The organism is Roseateles saccharophilus (assembly GCF_031458095.1).
GTDB classification, from domain to species: domain Bacteria; phylum Pseudomonadota; class Gammaproteobacteria; order Burkholderiales; family Burkholderiaceae_C; genus Pelomonas; species Pelomonas saccharophila_A.
In genome coordinates this window covers 128,957-144,096 of record NZ_JAVDXU010000002.1, presented here as the reverse complement: position 1 = coordinate 144,096, position 15,140 = coordinate 128,957, and the positions used below count along the sequence as shown (strand labels likewise).

Here is a 15,140-nt window from a genome sequence, read left to right as displayed (position 1 = left end):
AGCCCATCTTGCAACGACGCATCTTCATGAGCAGCGCGGCCCTGGCCGCGGCCTCCACCGCCGCGACCGCCGCCGAACCCGAGGCCGCCGCCATCGAGGCCTGCGCGCGCGACTACATCGAGGGCTGGTATGCCGGCGACGCGGCGCGCATGGAGCGCTCGCTGCATCCTGAGCTGGCCAAGCGCATCGTCGCGCGCCGCCCCGACGGCCGCAGTTCGCTGCAGACCATGGGCGCGATGACGCTGGTGCAGGCGACGCGGGCGCGGGCCGGCAAGCCCGAGACCGGCAAGCGCGCCGACGTGAAGATTCTCGACATCTTCGGCCGCACGGCCAGCGTGCGCGTCGATGCCGAGAGCTGGATCGACTACATGCACCTGGCCCAGGAGGACGGGCGCTGGCGCATCGTCAATGTGCTGTGGGAGTTGCGGGCTTAGTGAGACCCCTCGCCCAGCCTTGCTCGGCTGAACGCCGGCAAGTCTGATCGGTCTTGCAGACCGCGCAGCCGACGGAGCGGCTGCTCTTCGGCAGGCACGCCAAGTCCACAGGACTTGCCGTGTCCGGCCTCAGCCCCCGAGGGGACGGCGATGCTTGCGGCATTGAGCCGCAAGCACATCGCCAAAGGCGGGCCGGCTCGGCGAACTGGAGTCGGACACAAGCAGTCCCTGCGGACTGGTTGTGCCTACGGAAGGCCATGGGCCTCTGGCCCATGGCAGGCCCAGCGCTCGGCCCGCAATGCGTCAGTCGGGTACGGCTTGGATGAGTTTTTCCAGGCCGACGCGGACTTTCAGCCCCGCCAGCGGTACCACGGCGGCAATGCCGAACTCCGCCTTGGCCGTGTCGCGCCTGGCGGGGTCGATGCGCAGATGGCCCTGGCGGTCCGTCAGCACGGCCACCAGCGGCGTGTTGGCGCTGTCGCCGCGCTTCATCACCATGCCGACCTCGCCCGACTTCAGGCGCACCGTGCAGCCCGGTGGATACAGGCCGAACTCCTTGATGAGGGCCGCGGTCAGCGCATCGCCCTTGGCGCACTGGTATTGCAGCCGCGCCGCGGCGTCCGCCAGCATGGGCGGGCGCTTCAGGCGCGGGCTGAGCTTGGCGGTGAAGCAGTCGGCGCTGTGGATGAGCTGGGCCACTTCGTTGATCTTGACCGGCCGCCGCGGATAACCGCTGCCGTCGTGCTCCTCGTGATGCTGGCGCACGGCCTCCAGCCAGTCGCTGTCCGTCACACCGGCCATCTCCAGCATGGCGGCGCTGCGCTCGGGATGGGACTCGATCTCGGCGCGTTGCAGCGGCGTGACGGGCGACACCTGGGTCACCAGCTTGTTCTGCAGTTCGGCCATGGCGATGTTCATCGTCAGCGCGGTGCGCAGCACGCATTGGCGCTGCTGCGCCGACCAGCCCAGCCGCGTGGCCGCCAGGCAGGCTGCAGTGGCCGTGTGCACGGCGTGGCGGCTGGCGTAGGACGTCGGACCGCCATCGACCGCCTCGGTGCGCACGGCCTGCAGGATGGCCAGGTCGGGGTCGCGCTCGATGAGGGCTAGCAGCGGCTTGGAGGCTTGGTCGAGCGACTGCGTGAAGTCGCTGGTCGGGCTGGCGCGCAGCAGTCGCCCCACTTCACCCATGCTTTCATCCCAGTACGCGGGCAACTGGTCGCGCCGCGCGTTGGCAATCTTGCGCGCCGGGTCGTCGAACTCGCGCACATCCACCGTCGCTTCGCGCTCGATCAGCTTCTCCAGCTGCTCGCTGCTCTCGAACTGGTGCCCACGCGCCAGCAGCAGGCGCCCGCTGACATCGAAGATGCCGTAGGGCGTGGGCTTGCCCGCCTGGAAGCGGGTCTTGTGCAGACTCAGAGGCTGAAAGTTCATGGCCTACCGCGAGTGGCCCGCATCGTCTCCAATGCGCCCCGGCCAACCCAACGTCCTTGTTTTTGTGACGGGGCGGATTACAGCCGGGCTCGGCAGGCCTTGTGCAAGTTTTTTGGGCAGTCAGTTGTGACAACCGACACGTCAGATCCGTTGCAATCGAATGAAATTTTTCAGCCGGCGCGCTTGGCGAGGACGGCGCGGGCCACCCGCGACACCGGCGGGCGGCCCAGCACGCCGGAGATGAAGGCGCCGGCGTCGACCAGTTTGTCGAGATCGATGCCCGTCGTGATGTCGAGGCCATTCAGCATGAAGACGACGTCTTCCGTCGCCACATTGCCCGTCGCGCCCTTGGCATAGGGGCAGCCGCCCAGGCCCGCCACGCTGGCGTGGAAGCTGTGTACGCCCAGCTCCATGCTGGCGTAGATATTGGTCAGGGCCTGGCCATAGGTGTCATGGAAATGGCCCGAGACCTCGGCGAGCGGGAAGTGCTTGAGCGCCCTCTCCATCGCGGCCTGCACCTTGCGCGGCGTGCCGACGCCGATGGTGTCGGCGATGTCGATGGCGTCCACGCCCAGCTCGCGCAGCGGCTTCACGACACGCTCGACTTGGGTCGCGGTGATCTCGCCCTCGTAGGGACAGCCCAGCGAGCAGGACAGGGCCGCGCGCACCTTGATGCCGGCCGCATGCGCGCCTGCGATGACGGGCGCGAAGCGCTCCAGGCTTTCGGCGATGGAGCAGTTGATGTTCTTCTGCGTGAAGGCCTCGCTGGCCGCGGTGAAGACCAGGATCTCGTCGGGCTGGGTCGCCAGCGCCGGCTCCAGGCCCTTGGTGTTGGGCACCAGGACCGAGTAGCGCACACCCGGCTTGCGCGCGATGGCGGCCATCACGGCCGCGTTGTCGCCCATCTGCGGCACCCACTTCGGAGACACGAAGCTGGTGACCTCGATCTCCTTGAGCCCCGCGTCCTGCAGCATGGCGACCAGCGTCGCCTTGTGCTCGGTGGCGACGTTCTCCTTCTCGTTCTGCAGCCCGTCGCGCGGGCCGACATCGAGGATCTTGACGTGGGTGGGCAGGGCCATGGTCATGCCTCCAGCTTCAGCAGCTCGGCGCCGTCGCCAACCTGGTCACCCACGGCGAACAGCAGCTCGGCCACCTTGCCGTCGCGCGGCGAGGAGATGGTGTGCTCCATCTTCATGGCCTCCATGACGGCCAGGGGCTGGCCCTTGGTGACGGTGTCGCCGGCCTTGGCCAGGAAGGCCACCAGCTTGCCGGGCATGGGCGCGGTCAGGCGCCCGCCCTCGGTCGGGCCGTCGCCGGCGTGGGCGATGACGTCGACCTCGGTCAGCACGGCCGAACCGGTCGGAGCGAAGACGGCGACGCGTTCGCCCTGGGCATAGGTCTTCACGCGGATGCGATCCGTGCCGAGGAAGAGTTCGTGCGTCTCGGTGTCGACCGACTGCACGGCGAACTCGATGACTTCGCCTTCGACCGTCAGCGTCATGCCGCCGCGGTGATGGCGGGACAGCAGCACCTCGTGATGGGTGCCGCCGGCTTCGAGGTCGAAGCGGCGCGTGGCCGAGCCGAACAGGCGGAAGCCGTCGCGGGCGCTCCACGGGTCGCTGCCTTGCGTCGCGCCTTCCACGGCCAGCGTGTGGGCGACGACGGCGGCGGCGCTGACGCGCAGCGGCAGGCCGGGCTGGTCGAAGAGCACGGCCTTCTCGCGCTCGATCAGGCCGGTGTCGAGATCGGCGCCTGCAAACGACTGGGTGGCCGCGCAGCGGCGCAGGAAGGCGACATTGGTGTGAAGGCCGACGATGTGGGTGTCGCGCAGCGCCAGGTCCAGCCGCGCCAGCGCCTGGGCGCGGTCTTCGCCCCAGACGATAAGCTTGGCGATCATCGAGTCGTAATAGGGGCTGATGGCATCGCCCTCGCGCACGCCGGCGTCGATGCGGACATTGCCGCGCTCGAACGCCACATGAGCGGGCCAGCGCGCCACGTCCAGCCTGCCAGTCGCGGGCAGGAAGCCGCCGTCCGGGTTCTCGGCGCAGATGCGGGCCTCGATGGCATGGCCGTGCATGCGCAGCTCCGATTGCTTGAGCGGCAGCGGCTCGCCCGAGGCGACGCGCAGCTGCCACTCCACCAGGTCCTGGCCGGTGATGGCTTCCGTCACCGGGTGCTCGACCTGCAGCCGCGTGTTCATCTCCATGAAGTAGAAGCGGCCATCCTGCTCGGCGATGAACTCGACGGTGCCGGCGCCGACATAGCCCACGGCCTTGGCGGCGGCCACGGCCGCCTCGCCCATCTGGGCCCGGCGCTCGGGCGTCATGCCGGGGGCGGGGGCTTCCTCCAGCACCTTCTGGTGGCGGCGCTGCACCGAGCAGTCGCGCTCGAACAGGTAGACGCAGTCGCCGTGCGAATCGCCGAAGACCTGGATCTCGATGTGGCGGGGCTTTTGCACATAGCGTTCGATCAGCACCGCGTCGTCGCCGAAGCTGTTGATGGCTTCGCGCTTGCACGAGGCCAGGGCGGCGTCGAACTCGTCGGCGCTGTAGACGGCCCGCATGCCCTTGCCACCACCGCCGGCGCTGGCCTTGATCAGCACGGGATAGCCGATGCGGTCGGCTTCCTTCTTCAGCAGGGCTGGGTCCTGGTCGGCGCCGTGATAGCCGGGCACCAACGGCACCTGGGCGGCCTCCATCAAGCGCTTGGACTCGGCCTTCAGGCCCATGGCCAGGATGGCGCTGGGGGGCGGGCCGATGAAGGCGACGCCGGCATCGGCGCAGGCCTGGGCAAAGGCCTCGTTCTCCGACAGAAAGCCATAGCCGGGGTGGACGGCTTGCGCGCCGGTGGCCTTGGCCGCGGCGAGGATGCGCTCCCACTGCAGATAGGAGTCGCGCGGCGCCGGGCCGCCGATGAGGATGGCTTCGTCGCAGGCCTTGACGTGCTGGGCGTCGGCGTCGGCTTCGGAGTAGACGGCCACCGTCTGGATGCCGAGGCGACGGGCAGTCGCAGCCACTCGGCACGCGATCTCGCCGCGGTTGGCAATCAAAATTTTCTTGAACATCTCTTTCGTCTCCTCAGCCGTCTTCTTGTGGATTCAGGATCGGGGCGCGCCGCGGGTCGATGGCCCTTGGCGCGCGGTTGTCGCAGAACTCAGTGCGTGCAGACCTGCACCTTGGCCGCCGCCTCGGACGGCGTCAGCTCGGCCTCGGTCGAGCAGCGCATGCCCAGGCGCTCCAGCAAGGCACGGTCCTTCTCGGCCTGCGGGTTGCTCGTCGTCAGCAGTTTGTCGCCATAGAACATGGAATTGGCGCCGGCCAGGAAGCACAGGGCCTGCATGGTCTCGGGCATCTCTTCGCGGCCGGCCGACAGGCGCACCATGGCGCGCGGCATGGTGATGCGGGCGACGGCAATCGTGCGGATGAACTCCAGCGGATCCAGCGGCGCGGTGCCGGCCAGCGGCGTGCCTTCGACCTGCACGAGGTTGTTGATGGGCACGCTTTCGGGGTAGGGGTCGAGGTTGGCCAGCTGGACGATGAGGCCGGCGCGCTGGCGGCGCGTCTCGCCCATGCCGACGATGCCGCCCGAGCAGACCTTGAGCCCTTGCTGGCGCACGCGCTCCAGCGTGTCCAGGCGGTCCTGGTAGGTGCGCGTCGTGATGATCTGGCCGTAGAACTCGGGCGCGGTGTCGAGGTTGTGGTTGTAGTAGTCCAGGCCCGCAGTTTTCAGCTGTTCGGCCTGGCCGTCTTCCAGCATGCCGGCCGTCAAACAAGTCTCCAGGCCCAGGGCCTTGACCTCGGAAATCATCTCGCCGATGGCCTCGAGGTGGCGCGGCTTGGGCGAGCGCCAGGCGGCGCCCATACAGAAGCGTGTCGCGCCATTGGCCTTGGCCGCGCGGGCCGCTTCCATGACCTCCTGCAGCGGGATCAGCTTCTCGGCCTTCAGCCCGGTGTCGAAGTGGGCCGACTGCGGGCAGTAGGCGCAGTCCTCCTCGCAGCCGCCGGTCTTGATGGACAGCAGTGTGGACAGCTGCACGGCGTTGGCATCGAAGTGCTCGCGGTGCACCTGCTGCGCGCGGAACAGCAGGTCGTTGAAGGGCAGGTCGAACAGCGCCACGACGTCCTTGACGGTCCAGGGCGTGGCCTGGCGGCGATCGGTGTCGGTCGTGGGGGTGAGGGTCTGGATCTGGTTCATGCGGGAAGGTGTCCGAGCAGGGGTTCGAGCGACAGATGGCGGGCCATCGTGGCGTGGTCGGCGTGGGCCAGGCGGGGCACATGGCCGAGGCAGGGGGCTTGCAGGCCGCGCTGCAGAGCTTGCAGATTGTCGGTGACGTGGGGCTGGCGCTCGTCCACCGTGTTGGCCACCCAGGCGGCCAGCGTCAGGCCGCGGGCGCGCACGGCCTCGGCCGTCAGCAGCGCGTGGTTGATGCAACCCAGGCGCAGGCCGACGACGAGGATGACGGGCAGGCCCAGGTCGACGGCGAGGTCGGCGGTGTCCCATTCATCGTTGAGCGGCACGCGGAAACCGCCCACACCCTCGACCAGCGTCACGTCGGCACGGAAAGCCACGGCGCGCAGCGCGTGCAGCACCGGCTCGCGGACGATGGCCTCGTTCTCGATGCGGGCCGCGATGTGGGGCGCACAGGCGGTGCGCATCTGCAGCGCACCGACCTCTGCGGACGTCAGGCCCAGGTTGCCGGCCGCGCGCAGGCGCTCGACGTCGTCGTTGAGCCAATGGCCGTCGATGAAGTCCTGCCCGGCCGAGATGGGCTTGAGCGCGGCCACGCGCCGGCCGGTCAGGGCGAGCGCATGAGCCAGTCCGGCCGTGACGGCGGTTTTGCCGATCTCGGTGTCGGTACCGGTGACGAAGAAGCCCCTTCTCATGTGGGTCATGCCCGTCATGCCGCCTGCTCCTGGGCCGAGGCGGCGCGCTCCAGCGCAGTCAGCAGTGCGTCGACGTCGGCGGCGGTGTGCGTGCCGCACAGTGTGATGCGCAGCCGAGCGGTGCCCGCTGCCACGGTCGGTGGGCGGATGCCGGGCACGCGCAGGCCGGCGCTCTCCAGCGCGGCAGCCAGGGCCATGACCTCGGCATTGCCGCCGACGATGAGGGGCTGGATGGGCGTGGCCGAGTCGGTCAGCGACCAGCCCAGGCGTGGATGGTGGTCGATGAGGGCCAGCAGGCCGTCGCGCAGCCGGCCTTGCAAGGCGACGAGGTTGGCGCGGCGGGCGGCGCCCAGCGGGCCTTCGATGAGCTCGAAGCTGGCCAGCAGCGCATGCTCGATGGCGGGCGGCGAGGCGGTCGAGAAGATGAAGTTGCGCGCCGCCTGCAGCAGGTAGTCGACGATGGTGGCGTGGGCCGCGACAAAAGCGCCGGCCAGGCCCGCGGCCTTGCCCAGGGTGCCGACGAGGATGAGGCGCTCGCTGCGCAGGCCGAAGTGCTCCAGCGAGCCGCGCCCCTTTTCACCCAGCACGCCGAAGCCGTGGGCGTCGTCGACGATGAGCCAGGCGTCGAACGCCTCGGCGAGCTTCAGCAGTTCCGGCAGCGGCGCCAGGTCGCCGTCCATGCTGAAGACGGCGTCGGTGACGATGAGCTTGACCTTGGCGGTGCTGGCGGCGAGCAGGGCGCGCAGGCCGGCCACGTCGGCATGGCCGTAGCGCGTCACCTTGGCCTTGGCCAGGCGCGCCGCGTCGATCAGCGAGGCATGGTTGAGCTGCTCCGAGAAGACTTCCGTGTGCTCGTCGCCCAGGGCCGTGACGACGGCCAGGTTGGCCATATAGCCGGTGCACAAGCCGATGGCGCGGGCCTGCGGGATATGCGGCGCATACCAGCGGGCCAGCGTGGCGGCGACGGCCTCATGGGCGGCGCTGTGGCCGCTGACCAGCGGCGAAGCCCCCGAGCCACCGCCCCACAGGCGCGCGCCTTCGGCAATCGCCTGCGCGATGGCGGGTTCCGCGGCCAGGCCGAGATAGTCGTTGGAGCAGAACATCAGCAGCTCGCGGCCGTTGATGCTCTGGCGGGGCGCGGTGCCGCTGTCGGCGGTGCGCAATTTGCGCGTCAGGCTCTGGGCGGCAATGGCCGAGAGCTTGGCGCTGAGGTGATCAAGCAAGGACATCGTTCAGCGTCTTCGACACGGCGTCGGCCAGCCAGGCCGCGGTCGCGTCGTCGATCAGGTAAGGGGGCATCAGGTAGACGGTCGAGCCGATCGGTCGGATCAGCAGTTCGTGTGCGCGCGCAGCGAGGTGGAAGCGCTCAGCGAAGCGGGGTGGTGCTTCAGGCACATCGAAGGCCAGGATCATGCCGCGTTGTCGCAGATGTTTCACACGCGGGGCCAAGGCTGCGAAGGCGCGGGTCAGCGCTGAAGCCTGTGCCCGGTTGTCTTCGAGCTGGCCGGCATCGAAGCGGTCCAGCACCGCGTTGGCCGCGGCGCAGGCCAGCGGGTTGCCGGTGTAGGAGTGGGAATGCAGGAAGCCGCGCGTGACGTCCTCGCTCCAGAACGCGCCAAACACCGCCTCGGTCGTCAGCACCAGCGACAGCGGCAGCGTGCCGCCGGTGATGCCTTTGCTGAGAAGAATGAAGTCGGGCCAGTCCGCGCCGCTCTGCTCCCACGCGAAGAAGGTGCCGGTGCGGCCGCAGCCGACGGCGATCTCGTCGGCGATCAGGTGGACGCCGAACTCGCGCGTCAGCTCGCGCAGGCCCTTCAGATAGGCCGGCGAATACATGACCATGCCGGCGGCGCCCTGGATCAGCGGCTCGACGATGACGCAGGCGATCGAATCATGCCGCTCGGCCAGCAGTGTGCGCATCGCTTCCAGCGCCCCGGCCTCGTTGGCGAGGCGGGCATCCGGCGAGGCGACGATATGGGCCCGCATCAGCAGCGGGTCGTAGGCATCGCGGAAGACCTGCACATCGGTCACGCTCAGCGCCCCCAGCGTCTCGCCGTGATAGCTGTTTTTGAGACAGACGAATTCGCGCTTGTTGGTCTGGCCACGGTTCTTCCACGAATGGAAGCTCTGCTTCAGTGCGATCTCGACGGCGCTGGCGCCATCGCTGCCGAAGAAGGCATGGCCCAGGGCGCCGCCGGTGCGAGCCGACAGCCGCTCGGCCAGGCGCACGGCGGGCTCGTGGGTGCAGCCGGCCAGCATCACATGGGGCAGGGTGTCCAGCTGGGCCTTGATGGCGTCGTGCAACCCCTTGTCGCTGTGGCCGAAGAGGTTGACCCACCAGGACGAATTGGCGTCGAAATAGCGGCGGCCGTCGGTGTCGAACAGCCAGGGGCCTTCGCCGCGGGCGATGGGCAGGGGCGGCACCTGGGCCAGGCGGGCCATCTGCGTGCAGGGATGCCAGACGGCGGCGCGGCTGCGGGCCGCGAGGTCTTGGGAATTGCTCATGCGGGACTCGGTGCGCGCCAGCGCCGGACCAGCGCGCGCAGGAATTTGAAGCACAGCCAGATCAGCGTGCCCATGACGGCCAGCGCCAGGGCCAGCAGCGGGAAGAAGACAAGGGGATGGGCCCAGGCCAGCCACAGCATGGCGGGCACGGCCACGTCGCCGAGCAGCGACAGGCCGATATTGGAGAAGGGCTCCGGCGAGGTGTTGGCCGCCGCGCGCGTGCTGGCCTTGGCGGCATGCGCCGTCGCGGCCAGGCCGCCACCCAGCAGCGCGGCCACGATGCCCCAGGCCTGGCCATGGTCGCCCGCCCAGCCGCTCACCATGCCGGCCACCAGGGCGGCGCCGGCGGGGATGCGGATCAACGTGTGCAGGGCATCCCAGGCGCTGTCGACGAGGGGGATCTTGTCGGCCAGGAACTCGATCAGGGCCAGCACCGCGGCGGCGCTCATGACCAGCGGCGAGGCCAGCACCTGCAGGCCCGGCGGCAATGCAATCCAGCCCCAATGCCCGGCGATGCCGACCAGCAGCACCGTCAGGTACAGGCGCAGGCCGCTGGCCCAGCCGAGTGCGGCGGCCAGGGCGAGCAGTTGGAGGGCGTCGAGTTTCATCCCACCAGCCAGCTCGGCTTGGCCTTGTTCAAAAAGCTCTGAACGCCCTCACGCCCTTCGGCGCTGGCCCGGATGTCGGCGATGCGGCGGGCGGTGCTGTCGCGCAGCCCGGGCGTGATCTCGCGGCTGGCCACGTCCTTGACGAGCCGCTTGCAGGCGCGCGCAGCAGCCGGGCCGTTGGCCGTGATGGCGGCGACGAGTTCGTCGACCTTGGCGTCCAGCGCCTCGGCCGCAACGACTTCGTGCACCAGGCCCAGGCGCCTGGCCTCATCGGCCGGGAAACGCTCCGCCGTCACGAAGTAGCGCCGCGACGCCTGCTCGCCCAGGGCCTTGACGACATAAGGGCCGATGGTGGCCGGCAGCAGGCCCAGCTTGGCCTCGCTGAGGCAGAAGCCGGCCGTGTCCACGGCCACGACGACGTCGGCACAGGACACCAGGCCCACGCCGCCGGCATAGACATCGCCCTGCACACGCGCGATGACCGGCACCGGGCAGCTGTAGATCGCCCACAGCATGTCGGCCAGCCGGGTGGCGTCGGCATGGTTCTCGTCCCAGCTGTAGCCGGCCATGGCCTTCATCCAGTTCAGGTCGGCGCCGGCGCAGAAGGCCTTGCCTTCGGCCGCAAGCACGATGGCGCGCAAGTCGTCGCGCTCGCCCAGCTCGGTGAAGGCCGCGGTCAGCTCCTGGATCAGCACCTCGTTGAAGGCGTTGCGGACCTCGGGGCGGTTCAGCGTGACGCGGGCGACATGGCCCTGGGTCGTGATGGTCAGGCAGGTGCTCATGGCGGTACGGGATCAGGGATGGGATTGTCCGGCCGGGCCGAGGTGGCGCGCCAGGAAGTCGGCCAGGCGAGCCTGCGATGCGCTGTAGGCCTCGGGGTTGCCGCCAAGGTGCACGCCGGCAGCGTTGCGGCCGTTGGGCACGTCGCTGCGAAAGCGCACCGGGTTGTCGGAATCGAAGCCGTGATAGGCGCCGGCGTAGACATCGAGCACGACATCGCGGCCGGCGGCCTGCCAACGCTTGGCGAGCCGCGCGCAGGGTTCGGGCGGCGTCCAGTCGTCGGCGCCGCCCAGTTGGACCAGCACCGCGCCGGCGGCGGGCTCGGCGCCCTGCTGGCGGCCGCAGCCGGGGTAGAACAGCACGACGGCCGCCAGCGGCGGGGCCGGCGGTGCCTGGCGGGCATCCATGGTGCTCAGCGCCGTCGTCGCGCCATTGCTCCAGCCCATCAGCGCGACATGCCCGGCGTCCACGCGCGTTTGCGCACGCAACCAGGCCAGCGCCTCCAGCACGTCGGCGCGGCGGTCGGCGATGTCGACGCTGCGCGTGCCGTAGCGCTGGGTGCAGACCGAGGTCAGGCCGCGCGAGCCGAAGCTGTCGGGCAGCAGCACGTGGTAGCCCAGGGCATGCAGGCGCTCGACGTAGCTGGGGTAGCGCGCGTCCAGGCTGTGGCCGTCGCGCTTGTAGAGGCCGCCGCAGCCGTGCAGGGCCACGACGGCGGGGTGGGGCTGGTCGTCCAGCGGCGCCCAGTGCAGGGTCAGCGCGGGGCGGCGCAGCGTGGCGGGCAGGGTGACGACCTCCATGGCCTGGGTGAGGCCGGCCAGGGCCAGCCAGCCCGTCAGCAGCAGGGTGAGTGTTCGGGCCGAGCGCAGGGCCGCCCCAAGCCGGGCCGCCAGGGGCTGCTCACGGTTCGACGCCGTGGGCAGCCTCGTCCCCTCGGGGGACCGACTGGACTGGCCCGCGTCCAGCGAGGCCAGGCCGGGCGAGGGGCTCAAGGTCATCCGAGGGGTTTGCACATCAGCACCGACGCATAGGTCTTGCCCTGCCATTGCACGCCGCCGACCTCGGCATAACCGCGCCGGGCGTAGCGGTTGCGCAGCGCGGTGGCGGGTTCGGCCGTGTCCAGCGCCAGCTGACGGAAGCCCTGTTCACGCGCCCAGGCCTCGGCGACGTCCATCAACTGCTCGCCCAGGCCCAGGCCGCGGCAGTCCGGATGCACGGCCAGCTGCGACAGGATGGCCGTGCCCGGCGTCGTGTACAGCGGCGGCGGTGGGTCGGCGATATAGGCCTCGCCGGCCGGCTTGGGGCCGCGCACGGCGACGGTGCCGACGAGGCGTCCGCCCCACTCGGCGACAAAGCCCTGGGCGCCGGCCAGGCGCTCGCGCGTCACGTCCACGCTCTGGTCGACGGCCGTGAAGTTCCAGCCCTGGTCGGCGAGCGACGCGTAAGCCGTATGCAGCAGCGCGGTCAGCGCTTCCAGCGAGTCGCTGGGTTGGAGCAGGCGAATATCAATCACATCCGGAACACACCAAACTTGGTTTCAGGAATGGGCGCATTCAGCGAAGCCGAAAGCCCCAGCGCCAGCACGCGGCGCGTGTCGGCCGGGTCGATGACGCCGTCGTCCCAGAGGCGCGCCGACGCGTAATAGGGATGGCCTTGGTCTTCGTACTGCTGACGGATGGGGGCCTTGAAGGCTTCTTCCTCGTCGGCGCTCCAGGCGCCGCCCTTGGCCTCGATGCCGTCGCGCCGGATGGTGGACAGCACGCTGGCGGCCTGCTCGCCGCCCATCACCGAGATGCGCGCGTTGGGCCACATCCACAGGAAGCGCGGCGAGTAGGCGCGACCGCACATGCCGTAGTTGCCGGCGCCGAAGGAGCCGCCAATGATGACGGTGAACTTGGGCACCTGGGCGCAGGCCACGGCCGTCACCATCTTGGCACCGGCGCGGGCGATGCCGTCGTTCTCGTATTTGCGGCCCACCATGAAGCCGGTGATGTTCTGCAGGAAGACCAGCGGAATCTTGCGCTGGCAGCACAGCTCGATGAAGTGCGCCCCCTTGTTGGCGCTCTCGGCGAACAGGATGCCGTTGTTGGCGACGATGCCCACCGGCATGCCCTCGATGTGGGCGAAGCCGCAGACCAGGGTCGCGCCGTAGCGGGCCTTGAATTCGTCGAACTCCGAGCCGTCGACGATGCGGGCAATGATCTCGCGGATGTCGAAGGGCTTGCGAGTGTCGGTCGGGATGACGCCGTGCAGCTCGCTGGCGTCGAACAACGGCGCCTTGGGCTCCTGCATTGCCAGCGGGTTGGCCTTGCTCCAGTTCAGCCGCGCGACGGACTGGCGCGCGATGGCCAGGGCATGCGTGTCGTTGTTGGCGAGGTGGTCGGCCACGCCGGACAGGCGCGTGTGCACGTCGCCGCCACCCAGGTCCTCGGCCGTGACGACCTCGCCGGTCGCGGCCTTCACCAGCGGCGGGCCGCCCAGGAAGATGGTGCCCTGGTTCTTGACGATGATGGTCTCGTCGCTCATGGCCGGCACATAGGCGCCACCCGCCGTGCACGAGCCCATGACGACGGCGATCTGCGGAATGCCCTCGGCGCTGAGATTGGCCTGGTTGAAGAAGATGCGGCCGAAATGATCGCGGTCGGGGAAGACCTCGTCCTGGTTGGGCAGGTTGGCGCCGCCACTGTCCACCAGATAGATGCAGGGCAGGCGGTTCTGCTGGGCGATCTCCTGGGCGCGCAGGTGCTTCTTGACGGTGATGGGGTAGTAGGTGCCGCCCTTCACCGTGGCGTCATTGCACACGATCATGCAGTCCACGCCCGAGACGCGGCCGATGCCGGCGACGACGCCGCCGCCCGGAGCCGCGTTGTCATACATGTTCAGGCCGGCCAGCGGGGCCAGCTCCAGGAAGGGCGTGCCGGGGTCCAGCAGCATCTCGACGCGGTCGCGCGGCAGCAGCTTGCCGCGGGCGGTGTGCTTGGCGCGCGCGGCTTCGCCGCCGCCCTGGGCGATCTTCTCGAGCTTGGCGTCGAGGTCGCTGATCAGCCCGCGCATCGCGTCGGCATTGGCCTTGAAGTCGGCCGAGCGAGGGTTGAGCTGGGTGTTCAAAACCGGCATGTTGTCTCCCGGCAAGCGCTGCCGAATCAAGGATTAAGCAAGGCTCAACTTGGTGTGAACGGCCTCGTGAGCCGCGAAAGGTTCGCCAGAATAATCCAGGGTGAACACGGACGCAATGCCGACTTGAGTGTTACTCAAGAATTGCGCAGAATGCGACCCTGATGACCTCGACCGCCACCGCTTCGCCCCAGCGTCGCTCGCCCGCCGGCCCCAAGGCCGAGCAGCGCGTGCGCGACATCCTGCGCGTCGGCCGCGAGGTGTTCGCCGAGCGCGGCTATGAGCGGGCGACGACGACCGAGATCGCCCAGCGCCTGGCCATCTCCGAGGCCACCGTCTTCACCTATTTCCGCGGCAAGCGCGAGCTCTGCATGCGCGTCATCCAGGACTGGTATGACGAGATCATCGCGGCCATCGAGGCCGGTCTGCCGCGCCAGGCTTCGGTGCGCGAGCAGCTCGAGTTCGTCGTGCTGACGCATCTGCGCCTCTTCCTCATCCAGGGTACGGGGCTGTGTGCCCTGGTGCTGTCGGAAGGCCGGACCAAGGGCCAGGACCTGGGCGAGGGCTTTGTCGAGCTGCAGCGCCGCTACACGGCGCCGCTGATGGATCTGCTGGCACGCGGCCAGGAGGCCGGCGAGGTCAGGCGCGACATCCCGCTGCGCCTGCTGCGCTCCCTCGTCTTCGGGCCCATGGAGCACATGCTGTGGGAGGTGGTCATCACGGGCCGTCAGATCGACGTCGAGGCCAGCGCGCGCGACCTGGTCGCCCTGCTGTGGCCGGCCCTGCAGGCGCCCGACCAGGAGCTGCAACGGCTGCGCTGGCTGCGGAGCCAGCTGCAGGATGCGCTATCGGCTGCGTAAAACCGCCCGCCTTCGGGCCGAGCGCCGGGCCTGCCATGGGCCAGAGGCCCGTGGCCTTCCGTAGGCACAAGCAGTCCGCAGGGACTGCTTGTGTCCGACTCCAGTTCCCTAGCCGGCCCGCGCTGGCGATGTGCTCGCGGGCTCAATGCCGCGAGCATCGCCGTCCCCTCGGGGGACCGATCGGTCCCGCCCGCGTTCAGCGTGGCGGCGCCGGTCGAGGGGCTTCAAATCACTTGGTCCAGGACTGCACGAGCACCGTCTCGCAGACCTTGAACAGCAGCCAGGCCGCCATGGCTGCCAGCGCCGAGACGAGCAACTCCAGCAGCTGGCGCAGCCCGCCGTCCTGCAGGGCCTGCCAGCCGTAGTCCGACAGCAGGGCCGCATTGGCGCTGACCAGGCGCACCAGGTCCAGGGTCAGCAGGCCGAAGCCGATGAAGCTCAGCACCATGAGGCCGAAGCAGGCGATGCGATGGCGGCGCAGCCAGGCGATGAAGCCCGAAATCGTCAGCATTGCGCGCACTCCTC

General features: G+C 69.5%; 15 protein-coding genes. 2 read left to right on the top strand and 13 right to left on the bottom strand.

Going from position 1 to position 15,140, the window contains the following annotated elements:
* Positions 1–8 precede the first annotated feature (8 nt).
* Positions 9–434: a nuclear transport factor 2 family protein gene (locus tag J2X20_RS13245; RefSeq protein ID WP_310265457.1), complete on the top strand. Its 426-nt coding sequence runs from the start codon at positions 9–11 to the stop codon at positions 432–434.
* Positions 435–737: 303 nt separating this feature from the next.
* Here the strand turns inward: J2X20_RS13245 and J2X20_RS13240 are convergent, their stop codons facing one another.
* From J2X20_RS13240 to J2X20_RS13185, 12 genes are all read right to left on the bottom strand, one after another.
* Positions 738–1,865 carry an HD-GYP domain-containing protein gene (locus tag J2X20_RS13240; RefSeq protein WP_310265455.1) on the bottom strand — a complete coding sequence of 376 codons (1,128 nt, stop codon included), beginning with the start codon at positions 1,863–1,865 and terminating at the stop codon, positions 738–740.
* Positions 1,866–2,035: 170 nt separating this feature from the next.
* Positions 2,036–2,944, bottom strand: a complete 909-nt coding sequence (locus J2X20_RS13235) for a hydroxymethylglutaryl-CoA lyase (protein ID WP_310265453.1) — start codon at positions 2,942–2,944, stop codon at positions 2,036–2,038.
* Between the two features lie 2 nt (positions 2,945–2,946).
* Positions 2,947–4,929: an acetyl/propionyl/methylcrotonyl-CoA carboxylase subunit alpha gene (locus tag J2X20_RS13230; protein ID WP_310265452.1), complete on the bottom strand. Its 1,983-nt coding sequence runs from the start codon at positions 4,927–4,929 to the stop codon at positions 2,947–2,949.
* A gap of 89 nt (positions 4,930–5,018) precedes the next feature.
* The gene (gene bioB, locus J2X20_RS13225; protein ID WP_310265450.1) at positions 5,019–6,059 is read right to left on the bottom strand and encodes a biotin synthase BioB; all 1,041 of its coding nucleotides are present in this window, start codon (positions 6,057–6,059) and stop codon (positions 5,019–5,021) included.
* Positions 6,056–6,766, bottom strand: a complete 711-nt coding sequence (gene bioD / locus J2X20_RS13220; protein ID WP_310265448.1) for a dethiobiotin synthase — start codon at positions 6,764–6,766, stop codon at positions 6,056–6,058. Before bioD ends, bioB begins: the two co-directional genes overlap by 4 nt.
* The gene (locus J2X20_RS13215; protein ID WP_310265447.1) at positions 6,763–7,977 is read right to left on the bottom strand and encodes an aminotransferase class I/II-fold pyridoxal phosphate-dependent enzyme; all 1,215 of its coding nucleotides are present in this window, start codon (positions 7,975–7,977) and stop codon (positions 6,763–6,765) included. The genes bioD and J2X20_RS13215 overlap by 4 nt, the downstream gene beginning before the upstream one ends.
* Complete coding sequence (gene bioA / locus J2X20_RS13210) at positions 7,964–9,253, bottom strand: adenosylmethionine--8-amino-7-oxononanoate transaminase (protein WP_310265446.1); 1,290 nt, start codon at positions 9,251–9,253, stop codon at positions 7,964–7,966. Before bioA ends, J2X20_RS13215 begins: the two co-directional genes overlap by 14 nt.
* Positions 9,250–9,861: a DUF4126 domain-containing protein gene (locus J2X20_RS13205; RefSeq protein ID WP_310265444.1), complete on the bottom strand. Its 612-nt coding sequence runs from the start codon at positions 9,859–9,861 to the stop codon at positions 9,250–9,252. Before J2X20_RS13205 ends, bioA begins: the two co-directional genes overlap by 4 nt.
* A complete protein-coding gene (locus J2X20_RS13200) occupies positions 9,858–10,643 on the bottom strand; it encodes an enoyl-CoA hydratase/isomerase family protein (protein ID WP_310265441.1) in 786 nt (261 codons plus the stop codon). Before J2X20_RS13200 ends, J2X20_RS13205 begins: the two co-directional genes overlap by 4 nt.
* A 12-nt stretch (positions 10,644–10,655) precedes the next feature.
* The gene (locus tag J2X20_RS13195) at positions 10,656–11,633 is read right to left on the bottom strand and encodes a dienelactone hydrolase family protein (RefSeq protein WP_310265439.1); all 978 of its coding nucleotides are present in this window, start codon (positions 11,631–11,633) and stop codon (positions 10,656–10,658) included.
* Positions 11,634–11,635: 2 nt separating this feature from the next.
* Positions 11,636–12,154, bottom strand: coding sequence for a GNAT family N-acetyltransferase (locus J2X20_RS13190; RefSeq protein ID WP_310265438.1), 519 nt, complete (start codon positions 12,152–12,154; stop codon positions 11,636–11,638).
* Complete coding sequence (locus J2X20_RS13185) at positions 12,151–13,758, bottom strand: carboxyl transferase domain-containing protein (protein WP_310265436.1); 1,608 nt, start codon at positions 13,756–13,758, stop codon at positions 12,151–12,153. Before J2X20_RS13185 ends, J2X20_RS13190 begins: the two co-directional genes overlap by 4 nt.
* Before the next feature lie 161 nt (positions 13,759–13,919).
* Here J2X20_RS13185 and J2X20_RS13180 point away from each other — a divergent pair, with 161 nt between their 5' ends.
* Positions 13,920–14,615 (top strand): TetR/AcrR family transcriptional regulator, encoded by a 696-nt coding sequence (locus J2X20_RS13180; protein ID WP_310265435.1) that lies wholly within the window; start codon positions 13,920–13,922, stop codon positions 14,613–14,615.
* A gap of 229 nt (positions 14,616–14,844) precedes the next feature.
* Here the strand turns inward: J2X20_RS13180 and J2X20_RS13175 are convergent, their stop codons facing one another.
* Entirely contained in the window at positions 14,845–15,126 is a 282-nt protein-coding gene (locus J2X20_RS13175) for a hypothetical protein (RefSeq protein WP_310265432.1), read from the bottom strand.
* Positions 15,127–15,140: the final 14 nt, after the last annotated feature.

Bases quoted from the DNA above. Each gene is read 5' to 3' on its own strand.
- J2X20_RS13240 (WP_310265455.1), bottom strand. From the start codon at position 1,865: ATGAACTTTCAGCCTCTGAGTCTGCACAAGACCCGCTTCCAGGCGGGC.
- J2X20_RS13235 (WP_310265453.1), bottom strand. From the start codon at position 2,944: ATGGCCCTGCCCACCCACGTCAAGATCCTCGATGTCGGCCCGCGCGAC.
- J2X20_RS13230 (WP_310265452.1), bottom strand. From the start codon at position 4,929: ATGTTCAAGAAAATTTTGATTGCCAACCGCGGCGAGATCGCGTGCCGA.
- bioB (WP_310265450.1), bottom strand. From the start codon at position 6,059: ATGAACCAGATCCAGACCCTCACCCCCACGACCGACACCGATCGCCGC.
- bioD (WP_310265448.1), bottom strand. From the start codon at position 6,766: ATGACGGGCATGACCCACATGAGAAGGGGCTTCTTCGTCACCGGTACC.
- J2X20_RS13215 (WP_310265447.1), bottom strand. From the start codon at position 7,977: ATGTCCTTGCTTGATCACCTCAGCGCCAAGCTCTCGGCCATTGCCGCC.
- bioA (WP_310265446.1), bottom strand. From the start codon at position 9,253: ATGAGCAATTCCCAAGACCTCGCGGCCCGCAGCCGCGCCGCCGTCTGG.
- J2X20_RS13205 (WP_310265444.1), bottom strand. From the start codon at position 9,861: ATGAAACTCGACGCCCTCCAACTGCTCGCCCTGGCCGCCGCACTCGGC.
- J2X20_RS13200 (WP_310265441.1), bottom strand. From the start codon at position 10,643: ATGAGCACCTGCCTGACCATCACGACCCAGGGCCATGTCGCCCGCGTC.
- J2X20_RS13185 (WP_310265436.1), bottom strand. From the start codon at position 13,758: ATGCCGGTTTTGAACACCCAGCTCAACCCTCGCTCGGCCGACTTCAAG.
- J2X20_RS13180 (WP_310265435.1), top strand. From the start codon at position 13,920: ATGACCTCGACCGCCACCGCTTCGCCCCAGCGTCGCTCGCCCGCCGGC.
- J2X20_RS13175 (WP_310265432.1), bottom strand. From the start codon at position 15,126: ATGCTGACGATTTCGGGCTTCATCGCCTGGCTGCGCCGCCATCGCATC.